At 40.2% G+C, this 18,563-nt stretch carries 19 protein-coding genes and 1 pseudogene; 10 read left to right on the forward strand and 10 right to left on the reverse strand.

Going from position 1 to position 18,563, the window contains the following annotated elements:
* Window positions 1–56 precede the first annotated feature (56 nt).
* The gene (locus ACE1CC_RS07590) at window positions 57–2,717 is read right to left on the reverse strand and encodes a CHAT domain-containing protein (RefSeq protein ID WP_413269864.1); all 2,661 of its coding nucleotides are present in this window, start codon (window positions 2,715–2,717) and stop codon (window positions 57–59) included.
* Window positions 2,718–2,893: 176 nt separating this feature from the next.
* Here ACE1CC_RS07590 and ACE1CC_RS07595 point away from each other — a divergent pair, with 176 nt between their 5' ends.
* On the forward strand, window positions 2,894–3,142 hold the full coding sequence (locus ACE1CC_RS07595; RefSeq protein ID WP_413269865.1) for a hypothetical protein: 249 nt from the start codon (window positions 2,894–2,896) through the stop codon (window positions 3,140–3,142).
* Complete coding sequence (locus ACE1CC_RS07600) at window positions 3,117–3,578, forward strand: DUF29 domain-containing protein (RefSeq protein WP_413269866.1); 462 nt, start codon at window positions 3,117–3,119, stop codon at window positions 3,576–3,578. Before ACE1CC_RS07595 ends, ACE1CC_RS07600 begins: the two co-directional genes overlap by 26 nt.
* 376 nt (window positions 3,579–3,954) lie before the next feature.
* On the opposite strand, the gene ACE1CC_RS07605 is transcribed toward ACE1CC_RS07600, so the two are convergent.
* A complete protein-coding gene (locus ACE1CC_RS07605) occupies window positions 3,955–6,609 on the reverse strand; it encodes an MBL fold metallo-hydrolase (protein WP_413269867.1) in 2,655 nt (884 codons plus the stop codon).
* Between the two features lie 209 nt (window positions 6,610–6,818).
* On the opposite strand from ACE1CC_RS07605, the gene ACE1CC_RS07610 reads away from it, so the two are divergent.
* Entirely contained in the window at window positions 6,819–8,189 is a 1,371-nt protein-coding gene (locus ACE1CC_RS07610) for a glycoside hydrolase family 3 N-terminal domain-containing protein (RefSeq protein ID WP_413269868.1), read from the forward strand.
* A 345-nt stretch (window positions 8,190–8,534) separates the two neighbouring features.
* Here ACE1CC_RS07610 and ACE1CC_RS07615 read toward each other — a convergent pair whose 3' ends face one another.
* The 4 genes from ACE1CC_RS07615 to ACE1CC_RS07630 are packed head-to-tail and all read right to left on the reverse strand — an operon-like array spanning window position 8,535 to window position 9,471.
* Window positions 8,535–8,867, reverse strand: coding sequence for a XisI protein (locus ACE1CC_RS07615; RefSeq protein WP_413269869.1), 333 nt, complete (start codon window positions 8,865–8,867; stop codon window positions 8,535–8,537).
* Window positions 8,858–9,073: an element excision factor XisH family protein gene (locus tag ACE1CC_RS07620; RefSeq protein ID WP_413269870.1), complete on the reverse strand. Its 216-nt coding sequence runs from the start codon at window positions 9,071–9,073 to the stop codon at window positions 8,858–8,860. Before ACE1CC_RS07620 ends, ACE1CC_RS07615 begins: the two co-directional genes overlap by 10 nt.
* Window positions 9,066–9,308 carry a hypothetical protein gene (locus ACE1CC_RS07625; RefSeq protein ID WP_413269871.1) on the reverse strand — a complete coding sequence of 81 codons (243 nt, stop codon included), beginning with the start codon at window positions 9,306–9,308 and terminating at the stop codon, window positions 9,066–9,068. The genes ACE1CC_RS07620 and ACE1CC_RS07625 overlap by 8 nt, the downstream gene beginning before the upstream one ends.
* Before the next feature lie 37 nt (window positions 9,309–9,345).
* The gene (locus ACE1CC_RS07630) at window positions 9,346–9,471 is read right to left on the reverse strand and encodes a hypothetical protein (protein ID WP_413269872.1); all 126 of its coding nucleotides are present in this window, start codon (window positions 9,469–9,471) and stop codon (window positions 9,346–9,348) included.
* A gap of 723 nt (window positions 9,472–10,194) precedes the next feature.
* On the opposite strand from ACE1CC_RS07630, the gene ACE1CC_RS07635 reads away from it, so the two are divergent.
* Both ACE1CC_RS07635 and ACE1CC_RS07640 read left to right on the forward strand, forming a co-directional pair.
* Window positions 10,195–10,611, forward strand: coding sequence for a hypothetical protein (locus ACE1CC_RS07635; RefSeq protein ID WP_413269873.1), 417 nt, complete (start codon window positions 10,195–10,197; stop codon window positions 10,609–10,611).
* Between the two features lie 155 nt (window positions 10,612–10,766).
* Window positions 10,767–11,846 (forward strand): M4 family metallopeptidase, encoded by a 1,080-nt coding sequence (locus ACE1CC_RS07640; protein WP_413269874.1) that lies wholly within the window; start codon window positions 10,767–10,769, stop codon window positions 11,844–11,846.
* Between the two features lie 169 nt (window positions 11,847–12,015).
* On the opposite strand, the gene ACE1CC_RS07645 is transcribed toward ACE1CC_RS07640, so the two are convergent.
* Window positions 12,016–12,306: a protealysin inhibitor emfourin gene (locus ACE1CC_RS07645; protein ID WP_413269875.1), complete on the reverse strand. Its 291-nt coding sequence runs from the start codon at window positions 12,304–12,306 to the stop codon at window positions 12,016–12,018.
* 72 nt (window positions 12,307–12,378) lie between these two features.
* Window positions 12,379–13,143 (reverse strand): 3-oxoacyl-[acyl-carrier-protein] reductase, encoded by a 765-nt coding sequence (fabG, locus tag ACE1CC_RS07650; RefSeq protein ID WP_413269876.1) that lies wholly within the window; start codon window positions 13,141–13,143, stop codon window positions 12,379–12,381.
* A 147-nt stretch (window positions 13,144–13,290) separates the two neighbouring features.
* On the opposite strand from fabG, the gene trxA reads away from it, so the two are divergent.
* From trxA to ACE1CC_RS07665, 3 genes are all read left to right on the forward strand, one after another.
* Window positions 13,291–13,608, forward strand: a complete 318-nt coding sequence (gene trxA / locus ACE1CC_RS07655) for a thioredoxin (RefSeq protein ID WP_413269877.1) — start codon at window positions 13,291–13,293, stop codon at window positions 13,606–13,608.
* 84 nt (window positions 13,609–13,692) lie between these two features.
* Window positions 13,693–14,010 carry a hypothetical protein gene (locus ACE1CC_RS07660; RefSeq protein WP_413269878.1) on the forward strand — a complete coding sequence of 106 codons (318 nt, stop codon included), beginning with the start codon at window positions 13,693–13,695 and terminating at the stop codon, window positions 14,008–14,010.
* Window positions 14,007–14,375 carry an aspartyl protease gene (locus tag ACE1CC_RS07665; protein ID WP_413269879.1) on the forward strand — a complete coding sequence of 123 codons (369 nt, stop codon included), beginning with the start codon at window positions 14,007–14,009 and terminating at the stop codon, window positions 14,373–14,375. The genes ACE1CC_RS07660 and ACE1CC_RS07665 overlap by 4 nt, the downstream gene beginning before the upstream one ends.
* A 235-nt stretch (window positions 14,376–14,610) precedes the next feature.
* Here ACE1CC_RS07665 and ACE1CC_RS07670 read toward each other — a convergent pair whose 3' ends face one another.
* Window positions 14,611–15,690, reverse strand: a complete 1,080-nt coding sequence (locus tag ACE1CC_RS07670) for a class I SAM-dependent methyltransferase (RefSeq protein ID WP_413269880.1) — start codon at window positions 15,688–15,690, stop codon at window positions 14,611–14,613.
* Between the two features lie 195 nt (window positions 15,691–15,885).
* Here ACE1CC_RS07670 and ACE1CC_RS07675 point away from each other — a divergent pair, with 195 nt between their 5' ends.
* A complete protein-coding gene (locus tag ACE1CC_RS07675) occupies window positions 15,886–16,722 on the forward strand; it encodes a sulfurtransferase (RefSeq protein ID WP_413269881.1) in 837 nt (278 codons plus the stop codon).
* Here ACE1CC_RS07675 and ACE1CC_RS07680 read toward each other — a convergent pair.
* On the reverse strand, window positions 16,703–17,938 hold the full coding sequence (locus ACE1CC_RS07680) for a hypothetical protein (protein ID WP_413269882.1): 1,236 nt from the start codon (window positions 17,936–17,938) through the stop codon (window positions 16,703–16,705). The two genes, ACE1CC_RS07675 and ACE1CC_RS07680, sit on opposite strands and share 20 nt — an antisense overlap.
* Before the next feature lie 198 nt (window positions 17,939–18,136).
* Here ACE1CC_RS07680 and ACE1CC_RS07685 point away from each other — a divergent pair.
* Window positions 18,137–18,508: pseudogene (locus ACE1CC_RS07685) on the forward strand (hypothetical protein); the annotation flags it as partial.
* Window positions 18,509–18,563 lie beyond the last annotated feature (55 nt).

An 18,563-nucleotide genomic window follows, 5' to 3' on the forward strand; every position in this document is an offset into this window, starting at 1 on the left:
CGATTTAACGCCAGAGTCCAAAAGGAATTTGCTCGATCGTATAGGACTGAATCACCCTATAATCCATTTCCAATCAACACAAAAGGTGCCCAATAATAAGGATGAGAAAACTGAGAACTCCGATTAACTGGAGTCGCAGGCTTAATCTCAAAACTTACAGTAGCACGATTTTCCTTAATAGTGGAACTTTGGTTATTTCCCCGCAATAAAGTTAATTGGGCGTTTCTTAAAGCCGCAGCTTTAGTAATCGGAGACTCAGCAGTATTATGAGATAATTGATTATAGAAATTTTCCATTAATAAAGAAGTGCTGGCATCATTGACTAGCCACAAAGAAGCAATAGCCGCTTTCGCCCCACCTTCCAAAAAATAAGCACTAATCCCAGAGATTTCTAAACCTTCCGCATCTGCGCCACCCAAAGCAGTTTCGCAAGCAGATAATACGACTAAATGCACATCAGTTAAACCAAAACTGACTAAATCTTTAATTTGGGGAATGGCTAACTTTTCTCCTGTTCCTAATAACAAGTAAGAATCTTCCGGTTTTCCAGCGACAAATTCCCCGTGAGTTGCGATGTGTAAAATCTTTTTTCCTGATAACCTATCTCGCAAGATTTGCCAGTTAAAAGCGTTATTTAAGAAAGCTAAACCGGGGTAAATACCGTTTTTATCTGCGTCATTTTCGCGGACTACCATATCTACTTCAGCGAGCACATTTGGTAAAGGATTAAAACCTGCAACAGCGTCAGATAAACCGAGTCCTAAAACGGGAGTGTTGGCGGTTCCGGGGGGGAGTCTATTACTTACATCAGTCAACCCAGCTGATAAAATAGTAGAAACACTGTAATTTTCAATTAAATATTTTTCCCCATCAAACAAAGCCGCCATTGGAATATAGCGGGTAACTCGGTCAAGGGAAAAGACCAGATTAGTAACTTTTTTATTCCCTTTAATCTCAGATTCCAAAGGTTTAATCAACCAATCATAAAGTTGTTTGCTGGTAGCTTTTAATTCCTGAATATTGGAAGTAGGGCGTTGCAGTAATTGGCGGAATTTTAACACAGTTTCCCCTAATTGCTTGCGAGAAACCGGAACTTCTACACTTTTGAGAACTCCACCTTCAGCGGCTAAAAGTAACCAAGTTTTATCTTCGACAACGAAGGGATAAATTAACACAGTACCAGGTTGGGCAGCGATAATTTCTCTAGCTTTGCGTCCGAAGTCGTTGGGGTCGAGAACTTGTTGGTCTTGGGCGCGACGGTTGGCGATAATTTGTTTTAAAGTAGCAATGCTTTGATTATATTGAGTAGTTAAAGCTTGTAATTGGTCGTTGAGTTGGCTTAATTCGCTGCATTGAGTTTGGCGACATTCAATAACTTTTTGCCCGAAAGCGATTAAACTGCCGTGAGATTTGATAATCTGTTCTTCAGTGGAGTTAAGGTCGATGCCGGAAGTTCGGTTACTCGCTTTGGCGTTCCGAGTGTAGTCACGAATTTCTTGGAGTTTCAGGAGTTCTAAAACTTGTTGTGCTTCTAAGATTCTGCCTTGTCCAAGTAACAGATTGGCTAAAGCGCGATATATGACAGCTACAGTTTCGGTGTAGGATTTTTGTTGTTCTTGGGGTAGTTTACGTAAATCTTGGCGAATAATTTCGATCACATTAACTGATTGTTTGTAGAAAACAATGGCTAATTCTGGTTGGTTTTGCTCAGTTAGTAAAACGCCAAGATTATTGAGAGTCGTCCCTTCCATCACCTTGTTGCCAACTTGCCTGTGAATCGCTAAAGCTTGCTGATAAAATTCCAAAGCCTTCAGGTACTCTCCGAGACTGTAGTAAACTGACCCAACATTACTGAGCGTCGTCCCTTCCACCACCTTGTTGCCAACTTGCCTGTGAATCGCTAAAGCTTGCTGATAAAATTCCAACGCTTTCGGGTATTGTCCGAGACTGTAGTAAACTAACCCAAGATTATTGAGAGTCGTCCCTTCCATCACCTTGTTGCCAACTTGCCTGTGAATCGCTAAAGCTTGCTGATAAAATTCCAAAGCTTTCGGGTACTGTCCGAGACTGTAGTAAACTGACCCAAGATTATTGAGAGTCGTCCCTTCCCCCGCCTTGTCGCCCACTTCCCTGCGAATCGCTAAAGATTGCTGATAGAATTCCAACGCTTTCGGGTATTGTCCGAAATTGCGGTAAACTTCCCCAAGATTATTGAGAATCCTCGCTTCCCCCGCCTTGTCGCCCACTTCCCTGCGAATCGCTAAAGCTTGCTGATAAAATTCCAAAGCTTTCGGGTACTCTCCGAGACTGTAGTAAACTGACCCAAGACTACTGAGAATCGTCCCTTCCCCCGCCTTGTCGCCAACTTCCCTGCGAATCGCTAAAGATTGCTGATAGAATTCCAAAGCTTTCGGGTACTGTCCGAGACTGCGGTAAACTGCCCCAAGACCAGTGAGAGTCGTCCCTTCCCCTCTTCTATCTCCTATTTCTCGATAAATTACCAGAGCTTGTTCTAAATTTCGTATTGCTTCTCGGAATTGGCTTTGGCGATACTGCTGTTCTGCCAATTGGTACAATCTATCCGCTTCAGCTTTGCGTTGTTGATTTGTTGTCGTCTGTGCCATTGCACTTAATATAGTTGGCGTAGTTTCTCCTAATGGCAAAGTAGAAGCAACTGCAAACATCAAACTAGCAGCAAAAACACTCAGACGACTCATAGCTAACTCCGCAATTAACAGTTATCCGCTGGCTGTTCAATTACATTTATGTCTCATCGCTGAGAACTTATGCAAGTTTTTCGGGTTAAAGAAACCCGGTTTTTTGGAAAAACCGGGTTTCTGGGCAAATTTGGTAGACTACTAGAAGCACTCTCCCGAAACTTGGAGGTAGCCGAGTGACAAAGATTCTGGAAGCCACCTATACTAACGGCAATCTAATTTTAAGTGAAGCCCTCAGTCCCGACTTGGAAGGCAAAAAACTGCGAGTTTTGATTCTCGAAACTCCTGAAACAGATGAAGAATTAACCAGAGAAGAAAAGCTGACACGCTTCTTAGAACAGGCAAAACAGTTTTCATTTAAGTTGCCTAAAGATTGTAAATTTGTGCGAGATGAAATCTATGACCGATATACTGTTTATCGATAATAAAAGTAAGTTATACGAAAGCGACTTTTGCTTGTGGGTAGAAGATACCGTCTCCAAGTTGAAAGCGCAAAACTTTGATGAACTAGATTTAGAAAATCTAATTGAGGAGATTGAAAGCTTTTCCAAACGAGACAAAAGAGAGTTAAAAAACCGTCTGGACGTTCTCCTAAATCATTTACTTAAACGCTGTTACATTCCCACGCCGGAAAACTATCGAGGCTGGGAATTAACTATCAGAGAACAACGCAAACAATTACAAAGATTACTGGAACAATCTCCCAGTTTACTAGGTTATTTATTAGAAGTGTTTGCCGAAATTTGGCAAGTTGCTTTAGCAGATGCTCAAAAAGATTATCCTCAAATCAAATTCCCTGATGATTGTCCATTTCTCAAAGATGTAGAAGCAATTTTATCAGCAGAATTTTGGATTATTTAGTGTTGCGTTGCGCGGAGTTTGTTTGTTTAGTTGCATCTTGCACCAGTGCCAAAATCCGCCTGCCTTATCAATTCGCTTTTCTTAGAGCGAAAGTCCTCTTCAGAGGACTAAAAATTTGCAATCAAAATAGTTGAAATCAAAATGTTTCATTCCACGTTTTTGACTTCATTCCTCATACCGACCTTCAAAAGGATTTTTAAAAGTAATCTTTTTCCAGAGAAATGCGTAGATGATATTGATTATTAATAGGGTGCTTGGTAAGCTTTTCAACACTTAAATAGGTGTAATACCCTGTCCGGGAAGATTACCTATACTGTAGAGACGTTATATATAACGTCTAAATCAGGGTTTTGGATTAACGATAGGTTATGAAGTTTCAATTTTCATCTTCTGGGAGCAAGTAAAAATCATCTATTTCTTCGTCTTCTTCTGCGAAAATCTCCTCTTCATCTTCGGGTTCTACCTTGTTTTCTACTACTACACCCTTTCTGATAAATTCTAAACATTTACTAGTAGGATCTACGGAAAAACTGAACAAGGGACTTTCTTCTGATTGGCATTTTCCGGCGCGGAAAAAGTTACAGACTGCACAACAATCTTCTCCAGATGCGATCGCTTCCTCCACCACAATATCTCTCTGCGTTAAGGGACTAAGTTTTAAATGAAAACCTTCCCATTTCGCTTTTAAAACCCCGGTTTCCGCTAACATTTGCCAACGCGGATCTGTTTCGACAATTTCTTCTGGTATCCTAATCCAAGCACCTTCGACTTCTGCTTCTACATTCACTTCAAATTCAGTCGGTAAATCAAATTGTACCAACTTTCTCGCGCTTAAATGTCCCGGCGCTTGTCCATAAACAATTTCATCTCCAACTGAGGGAATATGGATATAATATTTATCTTTTAAATCCCCCGCACGCGATAGTTCATGTAATGCTTCGTGGGAACCGTGAATTAATATTAAATGCTGAGGATTTACCCGATGAATTACTTGAGTTAATCCAACTTTGTCAGCATGAGCACTAAGGTTAAATTTGCGAACTTGCGCTCTCACATTTAACTCTTTGCCGTCTAATGTTACCGTATCTCCTGTGTTGAGATTTTGCAACAAACGACCGGGACTTTCTTCATCAGTGTAACCAGAAATGAAGATTGCAGAGTTTTCCCTTTCTAACAAAGTACTAGCGTAATAAATTGAAGGGCCACCCGTTAACATCCCGGAACTAGCAATAATTACACTGGGTTTTGCCATTGCTAAAGGTCGTTGTTTTGGCGAAGTAATGGGGATGACGGGAGAAGGAGAATTAGGATCGAAGAAAGGTTCTTGTTTTTGTTGAGCGAAGTTTTTTACTGATTGGGGAAGTAAAGTTAAATTATCTCGAAAAACATCGGTAACTGCTCTGACTAACCCATCAACAAAAATGGGAATTTGTAGTTTATGAAATACCGCCGAAGTGCGAATTGCTAAAATAATTTCTTGTGCTCTTCCTAAAGCAAAAGCTGGAACTAAAACATTACCACCTTTTTTGACAACTTCGGCGATCGCTTCTAGTAAAGCACTCTCTTGCGCTTTCCGGTTAGGATGGTTATCCGCGCCATAAGTTGACTCAGTAATTAACATATCTGCTTTTGGCAAATCTGCTAATTTTAAACCTTCCGTTGTCCGACTTGAAGTAGTATTGTAATCTCCAGTGTAGAGTATAGATCGATCGCCATACTGCATATAAATACAAGCAGCACCGACAATATGACCAGCATTAATAAATTTTACCTTTAAACCCGGTAAAGGTTCAAAATCCACTCCAATTGGTTGAGTTTCTAACCGAAACAAAGTTCTTTCTAAATCCGTTTCATCAAAAAGTTCTGGCGAATCTTCGCTCATTTGCTGAACTTTCAAACAATCTTGTAACATCACATGAGCAATTTCTCGCGTTCCCGGAGTGCAAATCATTCTCACACCTGGAAACCGCGCCTGAAACACCGGAACTGCACCAATGTGATCTTGGTGAGCATGAGTAATTAACAGTAAATTTGGGTTTTGTAAATGATCTAACGCTGGCAAAGGATCGTAACCTTTCGGACGAGTGCCACAATCCATTACTATTTCATAAGGGCCAATAAATACTTGAAAACAAGAAGCACCAATTCCCTTTGCTGCACCCAAAGGACGGACAATTAATCTAGTATTTACATTATTTTGAGCATCAAATTTTATTTCGCGATCGCTCTCTAAATCAACTATTTCTTTAATCTCTGGCGCATATTCATAAACCTTAATTTTTTCACCTTTAATCAATACTCTGGCACGTTTTCCCGTTGTTGGTAAAACTGCTTCCCACTCCCAACCATCACGGCGTTTGATTGCTGGCGCAAGTTGCCAACCTGACTCTTTTGTTTCTTCCAAAAGTGCAGTTAAAGCAGCATCATTTGGCGGTGGAGTTTCTGGCGATGGTAACTTTTTGGCAGGTTCTACAGTTGGCAAAATTGAGATAGGTGTAATTTGATTTTCTGCACCGCTTCCCTGATTTTCGTCAAGAGATACTGCACTCAAAATTTGCAAAAATTTTCCCACTCGTTGCGCTTGCACTTTGAGCAATTGACTTAGTTTCAGGTTAAGATTTTGGGAATTAAGCAAAGTCAGCTTGAGAGTCTTTTGTTCCGATCGCTTGATCTTAAACTGAACCAAAGCATTACGTTTACCAAGTTGTATCACCCTTCCCACTAACTCACAGATATCCGCAACTTCTGCGTCACTGGGTAATTCTTCCGAACTAACCAAAGTTACCTGAGACACTTCCGCTGTAGAATCAGTGCTGGGGATAATTTGCCAACTGCGCTTTCCTTCCTTCCATTCGGGGACTTTTTGTGCGACGCGAAAGCGGGTGTTGTCCGCACATTGAAGGTACATTACCCCTTCGATCGAACAAATCTCTCCGCTCCAAGTGCAGTTAAAAATCTCAGTCTCAGAAGTCCCGGCAGCAATAGTAGCATCAATCATATTCGGCATCGGCATCGCTGTGCGATCGCTCATCGTACTATTAGTTTAAGATACTGCTAGTTTGTCACTGCAACGACTCTAACACCCAAAACAGGTTTCTGGTTGCAGATTAATTTAGCTAATTTAGTATTAAAATAACTTGTCATCTCTCCCGGGAGTGAATTATTTTAATCAAAGTTGATGCCCAAGCGCATTTTATCTAAAAAGTTAGGTGAGAGGATAGGTTGGGGTGTGCTGTTTTTATGAGTAATCCTAGTAGACTACTGAGATTAGTTTTAGCCCTTGGTGTTTTTTTCTTAACTTTCCATTTTAGAACCCCTGTTTGGTCAGATTGGGGAAACTTGTTATTTTGGCTAATTATCATCCTTAGTAGCTTCCTAATTCTCACAGAAATTTGGGCTTTTCACAAAATCTTTCGCCGGAAAGGAAGACGACTTAGCGTAATAATTGTAGCCTTAGCTTGGTTGAGTCTTTCTATTGCTACAGCTTCCCAAGTAAAATTCTTGTTAACCAAACAAACTGTCTTAGAAAATTTAACCGCTGCCACCCCAGAAACCCCCAAAACTCCCAAAACCCCCAAAACCCCCGAAACTCCAAATATTGTCAATTTAGGTCAGCATTTCGTTATTGGTTACAGAGATTTTGATGAACTAAAATTATTAGTGGAAAAACAAGGAGTAGCAGGAGTTTTTATCACTAACAGAAATGTGCGCGGCAAAACCAAAGAGCAAGTAAAACAAGAAATTAAAACACTACAAGAAATTCGCCAAAGTCAAGGTTTACCTCCTCTTTTAATTGCCGCAGATCAAGAAGGAGGCATAGTATCAAGATTATCACCCCCCTTAACTAAATTACCTTCTTTAGCCAAAATAATTGATGATGATAAAAACATCGACCAACAAAAACAGAAAGTCATTGAATATGCAGCTAAACAAGGGCAAGAATTAGCCGAAATTGGGGTGAATTTGAATTTCGCGCCAGTAGTTGATTTAAACAAAGGAATCAGAATTGTTAATGATAAGTATTCTAAGATTAACTACCGTGCGATTTCGGAAAATAAAGAAGTCGTCGCTAAAGTTGCTTTGTGGTATTGCCAAACATTAGAAAAATATAACGTTAAATGTACAATTAAACATTTCCCCGGTTTAGGAAGAGTCAAAACTGATACCCATATTGCCGAAGCAGAATTAAATGCTTCTGTAGCCGATTTAACTAATGATGATTGGGTTCCCTTTCGGGAAGTGATGAAAAATACCCAAGCATTTACGATGATTGGACACGCTAAATTAATGGCAGTAGATCCAGTAAATGCCGCTTCTTTTTCTCATAAAGTAGTAACAGATATTATTCGCAAAAATTGGCAACATAATGGGATTTTAATTACTGATGATTTTGGAATGCAAGCGGTTTATGGAAGCAAAGATGGTTTAGAAAATGCTACCGTGAAATCGATTAATGCTGGAGTTGATTTGATATTGCTTTCTTATGACAATGATTTATATTACGATGCGATGTATGCGTTAATGCAAGCAGCAAAAACCGGGAAATTAGATGCTGAGGTGTTGAGGAAAAGTGGGGAGAGGATCGATCGCTTTTCGTCAACAATAAAGTAAGAAAGGCTGAAGCTTGAAGGGAATAAAATTCTGTTTTGTTGCTCCATGTATGCTAAAATAGTACTTATAAGTGCATATTATTTGTGAAGCTAATAAACGTTATGAAGCGTCTTGTTGATTACGTTAAAGCGATTAAAGGTGTAGCGTTGAGTTTGAGGACGAAAAAAGCCACCTATTTCAAAGCAGTTCAGAAATTAGCAAATGGATTGCATAGGATGACAAATTAGCAGATTAACAGTATAGAGAAGGATAAGCTGAGTTTACCTTCTCTATACTGTTAATAAGGGTTCGCTTTTGAGTAATTCAAGCTTATCTGAAAGAGTAATCGCCTCTCTAACTTGATAACTACCCCACCGCCAACTTTGTAAACTTCCGCATATAAGGCGACCTGTAACCCAGCACAATATCAGATTTAGGCACTCCGGCTTCAATTAATTCGTTGGCTATACCTTCTTCAGTTCCATCTCGTTGAATCCAAATTTTTTCCGACTTAATTTCGATGTGAATCACACAGCCAAAAACTCGTTTTTCTCCACGCCATCCGACATGAAACATTAGGTAGCGATCGCGCTCTAGATCGAAAGCAATTTGAGTTTCCACTTCGCGATCGTCACTATCTCCCTCAGAATGTTTTTCGACAATCGATTTAATTATTTCTCTATATTTCTCTATATCCATATTACAATCTCCTCTCTAATCGTATTAAATATGAGCAAGTTTAATTGCATCCGCGTCACTGACATTTGAGCTAAACGCCGAGTGAAAAACTCTTCATAGATATCTTCTGGAACTGCTAAATAAAGAATTCTATTTGGTTCTTGTTCTTCAAGGACAACTTTATAGTTCCAGGCTTGACCAATCGCTTCATGAAAATCATTAATCAATTAAAGACCTAAAAAACTTTCTATTCCTCTGAACAGCTAGCTGAAAAATTGGTTTTTGAAAATGTCGAATATAGATCGCTTGACTGATAGCTAGAAACAACTGGCGATCGCTAAACATTGAATAATATCGATCGCCTTCTTCTGTAACTGGTATATGCGTTTCGGTTCCCGGATTATCTTGAGGGTCGTATTTACCGCTTTCTTGGCGATCGTCTTCATGAATATCTGATGTCATAACTTTGCACTCACACAAAACAGGTTATCCCACAAGCTTAGTATTCCGTTTCTCCTATTTGTTCTATCGTCAGACATGACATCATTTGCGATCGCACTTGGTATCTCATAGCACGAGCTTTCTTTAACATTCTCTGTGTTAGCGATCGCCTGCGGTGCATCATCCCGATCCTAACCTCCATGAGTTACGAGGCTTTGCAGAAAACCGTTCCCCAGAATTATTTCCCTATAGTTGAGATAGTCTGATTATTTAGTTTCAGGGTAAAAGTAAAGTTATTTATCATTTTTAAGCAGAAGATTGAGAAGATGGTAAATTAATAATTGAAGCTTCTAGAGCTTCTCGGATAGAGATTACAGCCTAAGCCCACTATTGAATTAAGGAGGAAAAAAGCTGTTTCGTTTACTATCTCTTGTATTAACTAACAACAGCACTCAACAACTAGAAAACTGATATTTCCTCAACTGAAAAAAGGGGAGTAAGACAACAGAAGCTAAGTTTTTCATTGTCTCTCCAACTTGAATTAACTAACAGAGGAAATCACTCGGTAAGTCCAGTTTGGGTGCTGTTGTTGTTGGAAACAACAAGTTTTGCTAGAATGTATTGTGTTAGACATCTGGCAACATACTCAGCAAGTTTTACTGGGATGACTTTAGTGGCTAAACAGGATCTTTGTAGCTAGCCAAGGTTTAAAAAGAAGAACATCAAAGACAGCTTTTACCTCGAAGGTAGTATCAAGATTTTTGATAACAGAATTAAATTACCGAGAATTAAATGGGATGCTAGAGTGAAGCTCACAATGGGAGATGTTACAGTTGTCCTGTGACTACCTTCCCTGATGGTGGTCGCTGACCAGTTTAGTCTGAGTTAATGGATTAGGAAACCTCCCATGTCTGGAACTCAACCCGAATCAACAACCAATCAATCTCCGCCAGTTGTAACTCCAACTCCGGTTAATTCCACAGTTACAACTTCGCCTGCATCGCAAACAATTCAAGCTAAAGTCAATGGATTTTTTAGTAATTGGAAAGTGAAAGCTGGAATCATCGGTACAATTGTAGCAATTTTTGCTATTGGGATATTTACCCTCAATTTCTATTGGGTTAACATAGTTGCCACTAAAGGGCTGAAAGATTGGTCTAAACACGCCAACATTCAACCCATAGAATGTATGATGAGGGACACCGATAATAATGGTTACGTTAGCTGTAGTGCGAAGGACAATGATGGTAAACCGATCGCTCTGGAATGTGGTTCTAATATATTCAACATCGGTTGTCGAGTGAAAGTCAAAATGGAACCTTAAGTTCCTTTGAGTACCTAATAATTTTCATGCACTAATTTTTGAGAGCGAAGGGAACTTTATTTTACCTCGCTCTCAAAAAATTTAGATTGATTATTAGAGATTTTAAATTAAACCAAACTTCAAAATCTGAAATTGCTTGAGCAAGGAAATAACTTATGATTGCGAGAAAGAGAAAAACAACCAAATCAAAAATTGACGATCGCCAAAAGTGTGTTTGTCCGATTTGCTGCATTATTCCTCCCTATATGTTAAGGGAAATTGCTGTAAATGGAACAGACGAACAGCGAAATTGGGCTTTTCAAACATTAATCGTTTCCGAACAATTTCGCGGAAGAAGAGAAGCAATTGGCGGGATTCAATTAATGCCACCACCAGGGGAAAAACGCCGCAGTATTTATGATGCGAAAAATGGGATTGAGTTACCGGGAACTTTGGTGCGAGTGGAAAACGATCCGCCAACGGGTGATTTAGCGGTGGATGAAGCTTATGATGGTTCGGGTGCAACTTACGATTTTTTCGGTGATATTTACGATCGCAATTCCATCGACGATCGCGGCATGGCTTTAGATTCTACCGTTCATTATGGCGTAAATTATGACAACGCTTTTTGGAATGGTAGTCAAATGGTTTACGGTGATGGAGATGGGGAAATTTTTAATCGGTTTACTAAAGCAGTTGATGTAATTGCCCATGAATTAACTCATGGAATAACAGAAAACGAAGCGGCTTTAATTTATTATGGAGAATCAGGGGCTTTAAATGAATCTTTTTCCGATGTTTTTGGGGCTTTAGTAAAACAAAGACTGCTCAATCAAACCGCAGATCAAGCTGATTGGATTATTGGCGAAGGTTTGTTTACCGAAAAAGTTAATGGTGTGGGTATTCGTTCCATGAAAGCACCAGGAACAGCATACAACGATCCCTTACTTGGTAGAGATCCCCAACCTGCAAATGTTAAAGACCAATATCGAGGTAGAGATGATAATGCTGGGGTGCATATCAACTCAGGAATTGCTAACCGTGCTTTTTATTTAGCTGCGATCGAAATAGGCGGTTATGCTTGGGAAAAAGCCGGAAGAATTTGGTATATTGCTTTGCGCGATCGCTTACGTTCCAGAGCTAATTTTAGACGTGCTGCTAATACAATTATTGCGATCGCAGGTGAATTATATGGCCCTGAAAGTTTAGAACAAAAAGCAGTCCGTAACGCTTGGCAACAAGTAGGAGTGCTCTAGAGGCAGAAGAGATGGGGTGATGGGGTGATGGGGAAGTTTAACTCAAAACTCTGTAGGGGCAATTCATGAATTGCCCCTACAACTCAAAACTCCCCCCACCTCCCCACCATTCGGCTGACCAAGACGGAAGCCTCCCCACCTCCCCACCTCCCCAGTCCCCAGTCCCCAATCACTTTACCCTCATCAGCCATTCTAAAAGCGGTCTTAAAGTATCTGGAACTGCTTGTTCGCTAACTATAACTCTGTGTTGTCGCTGACTTTTTTCCACAGTGATTTGGTAGTGAAAGCGATCGGGTTGAGGATTAGCAGAAGTTATATTTTCAGGTAATTTAAAGAAATTAGCCGCTTCAATTAACAGCTGTAGCTGATTTCTTTCACTTTCTGGAAGCGTATCAATATCAATTGTTTTGGTTATCCGTATTCCGGCAAAACCACCACTACGTTCAAAAATTACCCGCATAATTAAGAGATTGGTAATTACTGGATTTTAGATTTTAGAACCTAACATCTAAAATCTAAAATCTAAAATTGCTTATGCCATCACCATACCACCATCGACATTAAATACTTGTCCTGTAATATAAGCAGCCGCAGGATCGGCAGCTAAAAAACGCACCATACCAGCAATTTCTTCTGGCTTTCCGTAACGTCCTAAAGGAATATATTTGAGGATTTCCTCAGATTTTAAATTGCTGGTCATATCTGTTTCAATAAATCCTGGTGCAACAGCATTTACTGTAATTCCCCGACTAGCAAATTCTTTGGCAATAGTTTTAGTAAAACCAATTACGCCAGCTTTAGCAGCACTATAATTTGCTTGACCAGGATTTCCCATTTGTCCAGCCACAGAAGTAATATTAACAATTCTGCCAGAACGTTGTTTCAACATTACTTTACTAACGGCGCGGGTACAGAGGAAAACGCCTGTTAAATTCAAGTCAATTACTGCTTGCCAATCTTCTGGTTTCATGCGTAATAAAAGTGTATCGCGGGTAATTCCAGCGTTATTGACTAAAATATCAACTCGACCCCACTTTTGTGTAACGGCATTGAGGATATTGTCTACTTGTTCAGCTTGAGAAACATCTGCTTGTAAGGCGATCGCTTCACACCCCATACTGTTAATTTTGGCTACCACTTCTTCAGCTGCGGTACTGGAACTAGCGTAGTTAACTACTACATTTGCGCCTTCTGCGGCTAAAGTTAAAGCGATCGCGCGACCAATTCCCCGCGATGCACCAGTAACAATGGCAACTTGTCCACGTAAACGCTGAAGATTCTCTGGTAATGGTTCCATGAAAAGTTCCTTTTTTCTGTCTGAATGCCACAGTAAGTAAAAACACTGCGCTAACTATCTTAGGTTGATTTGTACCCTAGTCGGACAGAATTTTTTAAATAAGGAATTAGGATGTATTTATGGTTGTTCAAAAAGGAATTTTATTATATGGCGACAAAACAAGAGTTCACCAGTTTTGACGATTTGTTAAGTCAGTCCGATTTGCCTGTGTTGGTGGATTTTTACGCTGAGTGGTGTGGCCCTTGTAAAATGATGGCAAAGATTTTAGAAGATGTGAATGCTCAGTTGAGCGATCGATTAAGAATTGTAAAAATTGATTCCGAAAAGTATCCTGAGTTAGCATCGAAATATAATATTTACGCTTTGCCAACTTTAATACTGTTTAAAAATGCCGATCCTGTAGAAAGAATTGAAGGAGTAGTTCAACCAGGACAACTAATTCAACGTTTACAAGCTTTCATTTAATTGATGGATAATTTACTTAAGCCACCTGATTCTCCGAGTCGGGTGGTTTTATAATTAAACTAATAATTTGGCACGGGAAAGACAATGGCTGAAACTAAATCTAATCGGGTGGTACGACGAGGCAGAATTTTTCCAGAAATCCAATGGTCTGAGGAAAGGAAAGCGCAATGGGAAGCTGAAAGCAAAGCCTTCCGTCAGCGTTGCGAAGTAATTTTTAAACAAGTGCAACCAGAGTTAATTAAAACTCATTACAACTGGTATATTGCTGTTGAGCCTGAGAGTGGAGATTATTTTATCGATAAAAATGACATGGTGGCTACAAAAATAGCTCTAGAGAAACATCCCCATCGCAAATTACACCTTTTTCGTATTAATGAAACAGGGGTTTGTGGCACGATATGATTCAGGGGAGATTTGGCGAGAGTGATGAGTTATTTTTTGAAATTGAGTTGATTACTGGGGAAGGGTTAGAGTTACCAGTTGAAGCGTTATTGGATACTGGATTTTCTGGTTGGTTAGCAATAAATTATCAAGATTTAGATGGTCTTGATTGGATTTTTGTAGAGCAACAAGTAATGGGAACAGCACAAGGAGATTTTGAGTTGGGAATCTATGCTGGAAAAATGCGAATAGATGGAGAAGAATTTGATATTCCAGTTCATGTGGGGAATGGAGTTCCTGAAATTTTAATTGGTCGGCAATGGTTGAAAAGTCGGCGGTTGGTGGTGGATATGTTATCAGGTATTTTGACTTTGGGGAATGGTTGAAAAGAGCGATCGCCAACTCTAAAAAATCAGCTTTATGTAAATTATTGGTGCGTTACACTGCGTTAACGCACCCTACAATTAGTTTAAGCCTAACGCACCATTCCCAAATTTTGTGAGATGATGAACATTTTTCCCCATCAACCCAAAAGAGCCAAGAGCGATCGCTAACTCTAAAAACTCAGCTTTATGTAAATTATTGGTGCGTTACACTGCGTTAACGCACCCTACAATTAGTTTATGTCCGTTTGCAAAGTAACCAGCGTAATTCCATTGGTGGTCTACCATTAGCTACGGGGAAAAGATCTCTACCAGTTGACCAATTAATAAACCAACCTGTGGGGGGCCAAGCTTCTGCTGGTAAATTTTCTTTTTCATATTCAAATACAGGTTCATCGGAAATTAATTCCAATGGTAAACCTTCCATTGCTGATTTTAAATCTGCTCTGGTAAATACAGAAGACCAAGCAATTTCTGCCATTTCTCTGACAGTTCGATCGGGTTCATAACCATCAACAGCTAAGAAAGTATTAAATAGTAATAAACCACCTGAACGCAGAACATCACTCATTTTGGCTAGCAAAAGTCGCAGTTGATCTGCATCGCGAAAATGGGAGATTACTTCAGAAACAATTGCTAATTTATAGTGTGCAGGTCGCATTCTTACCATTGGGTCGAGAATGTTACCTTCAGTAACTACTACTGGCAAACCTTCTGCTCCTACAGCTGCTTGAATTTGTTGGACAAAAGCGGGTGTTAGTTCTACAGCGTGAACTAAATAACCGAGTTTTCCCAATGGCAATGTGTTGCGACCTGTTCCGGCTCCTACATCTAAAATTGGTGTAGTACTAGGGTCTTGCTTCATTTCTGATACCACAGCCATGACTTTGGCATCTGGATGAGAACCAAATAAGGGGGGTTTTCTATTTTCTACCCAGCTTTTATATTGGTCTGCAACTGTGGAAACGGCTGTGGAAATGTTGCAAGTTAAACCCACTTCTGGCGCTTTGGCTGGCTCGTATTTAATGATTACGTTAGAGTGGGGAGAAACTTCAAATCCTTGCTGTAGTCTTTTACTAAGAATCTGACGCAACTGATCTAATTCTGCTTGTGAAAAAGGTCTACCAAAGGTTTCAAAGAGTGTTTCCAGTCTCTTCATGTAATTATCTAGCATGGATGGCACGCAAGGCAGTACCAATTCTCCACGCGGATAAATGCGAGTATTTAGCTTGCTGATAATGATTTTTTCTAGTACAGCCTGGTCGGTGATAAAAGGCTGTTGTTCTGTCTTTGCTGGTGTGTCTTTAGAGGCGACCAAGTTGCTAGTCTCCGTTGCTTGAGATCTGTCAGATTGATTTTCGATTTTATCTTAACCTTTGACTTTCAGAGTTAAGCTTACGCTTTTCCCCCATCCCACTTTACCCGCTGTGAACCCACCCCGCTTGCCAACTCTAGTTGCAGCCAATATACTTTAATCAGCTAATTTTACTAAAATCCAGCCAAAGTATCGCCAATGTCTGACACTCCTTTAATTGTTTCTCCCCAATGGCTATCTGAACATCTCGAAGATCCCCAAATTATCATTGTGGATTGTCGTTTTTCGTTAGCCGATCCAGAATTAGGACGCAAACAATATCAAACTAGTCATATTGCTGGTGCATTCTATCTTGATTTGAATCAAGACCTTTCCTCGCCAGTGGGAGAACATGGCGGAAGACATCCGTTACCTAACATAGAAAAATTAGCCCAAAAGTTAGCAGCAATTGGAGTCAATTCTCAGGAAACTTTAGTTGTTGCTTATGATGATTCGCGGTTTGGTTTTGCGGCGCGTTTATGGTGGTTATTGCGCTATTTGGGACATGACAAAGTAGCTTTGTTAGATGGTGGGTGGAAGTCTTGGGTGAATGGTAATTATCCGGTGTCAGATGCGATACCAACTGGTAAACCGGGGAGATTTGTGGTGAATTTGCGATCGCCAATGGTAGTCGATATTGAAACAGTAAAAACCCGCAAAGATTTACCCCAAGTTGTCTTAGTTGACTCGCGAGAAGGCGAACGTTACCGAGGGGAAAAAGAACCAATAGATCCGATCGCCGGACATATTCCCGGTGCAGTAAACTATCCTTGGCAAGAAGTCACAGACGAACAAGGAAACGCCAAACCACCAGAAGCACAAAAAAGCCGTTGGTCAGAGGTAGAAAACGCCGAAGAAATTATTGTTTATTGCGGTTCTGGGGTGACAGCTTGCGTCAACTTACTCTCATTAGAAATAGCGGGGATTAAAACTGCTAAACTGTACGCAGGTAGTTGGAGTGATTGGTGTTCTTATCTTAATAAATCGGAAAGTTGATACTGTAAGTGAGATTAAATAACCAATCATTGTAATTCAAGAAGTTCTCCGAAGAATCTCCCGTACTAAAGCCAAACTTAAAAATTAATTGGTTCTGGCGATTTATACTGTAAGTCACCCGACCCAGAAAGCGACTAAAGTAATCTAGACGCTGTACTTTAGTGTAGTCAGAGAGGAAAAATTGGTATTCTACACCGACTTGAAAACTTGGGCGAACATAGTAACCTAAATAGAGAGTTAAAAAGTGAGTAAACCGACTGCGATCGTCCGGGTCAGCCAAATCCAGAGCCACATTATAATAAGAAAAAAGTTCTAATTTTGGAGTGATAAAATCTCGTCGTGATAGCCACAAATAGAAGAAATTTTCCTGCAAAAAGCGATCGCCATTAGTCCGAAACAGCTGTTGATTATACCAACCAACTTCCCCAGTCATTCGAGAATTTAACTGCTGACGAACACCCGTTTTAAACCGCACCAAATTATAATCAAACTGAGACTCCTTAAAATAACGAGTCAAGTTCCCATCCAAAGAAAAACTTAACCAAGTCCTCTCACCAATCTTTGGCGTTGACCAAAACAGAAATCCAGGGGAAAACTGTGAATCCGTAACCGGATCAATACTAAAAAAAAGATTATTGCTGCGGGAGAAATTTAGCGTAGGAACAAAATATAAAACAGGTTGGCGTTCCGTAGGCGGAACCCTTTGTAACCGCAACCGCAACCTACCTAAATCTGGATCAACCTCTACATTCTCTGGTGTTGATTGTGTTTCCGTTTGCGCCACAGAAGAATCAGAATCAGACAGATTATTTGCTGGAATATCATCCACTGCTAAACTTTCGACAGTCACCACGCGATCGAGCTTTACCGCTAAACCTGGAATTTGCAAATCTGCTGCGGACTTACTTACCGAACCCAACACAGTTTTTTCGTAAGAAATCAGTGGTAAATTAGGAGCCTGATGACGTAAACTTTCCCCGGAAAAATCAGGAGCAAAAGACTCTCTTTCCAAAGTGCCTGGACTAGCGACAGCAGCATTCAAATCCAAAGTCAAACAAGCAACACCACTAGACAGTAAAAACAACCAGAAAAAAAGACTTTCTTTAGGTTGCCGCTGTGGTTCTAAATAGTGCGGTAAAGAAACTTTTAGCTTGCTAATAATGGCACTCCCGGAACGAGATTGACAGCTAAATGCTGAGTTGTAATTAATTCTCAACCTAACATCACCCACAAAGTTGGATTAAATTAGTATCAACACCTAGACCTTACAAAAGGAATGACGCTTAAATGGCTGATTTAATATACCCAAAAGTGTAATCAAGCCAGACACTAAAGACCTTATCTTTAGTAGTATGAGGCTAAAGCGGCTATTCCAATGCGACGATGGTACGGGTTTTCTTGCTGAGGTAGATCCATGTCTCAAAAGTTTATTCTGCTTCTGGGCGTAATTGTATGGGGCATTATAGCCTTCTCACTACCCAATGCGGTACGTGCTCAAACGCCTTTAACCAGAGCCCTTGTTGAAAGTATACGTAATTTAGTGCGGCTGATTCCGCAAAATCAAGGAGGACGACCTGCCAGAATATACGATCGAGTCAGTCCCGGAGATTCCCTGGCAACAGGGCCAGAATCTTTAGCAGAATTACGCTTCAATGATGGTTCTTTAGCCCGCATTGGTCAACAAGCAGTATTTTTGTTTTTACCCAATACCCGTACTTTTCGGTTGAATAACGGTACGATGCTGCTGCTGATTCCGCCTGGACGTGGTGAAACTCGCGTGCAAACGCCTAACGCTAGAGCAGGAATTCGAGGATCTGCCTTATTTGTACGCTACATTCCTA

The sequence above is a fragment of the Floridaenema aerugineum BLCC-F46 genome, from assembly GCF_041929345.1.
Classification (GTDB): Bacteria; Cyanobacteriota; Cyanobacteriia; order Cyanobacteriales; family Aerosakkonemataceae; genus Floridanema; species Floridanema aerugineum.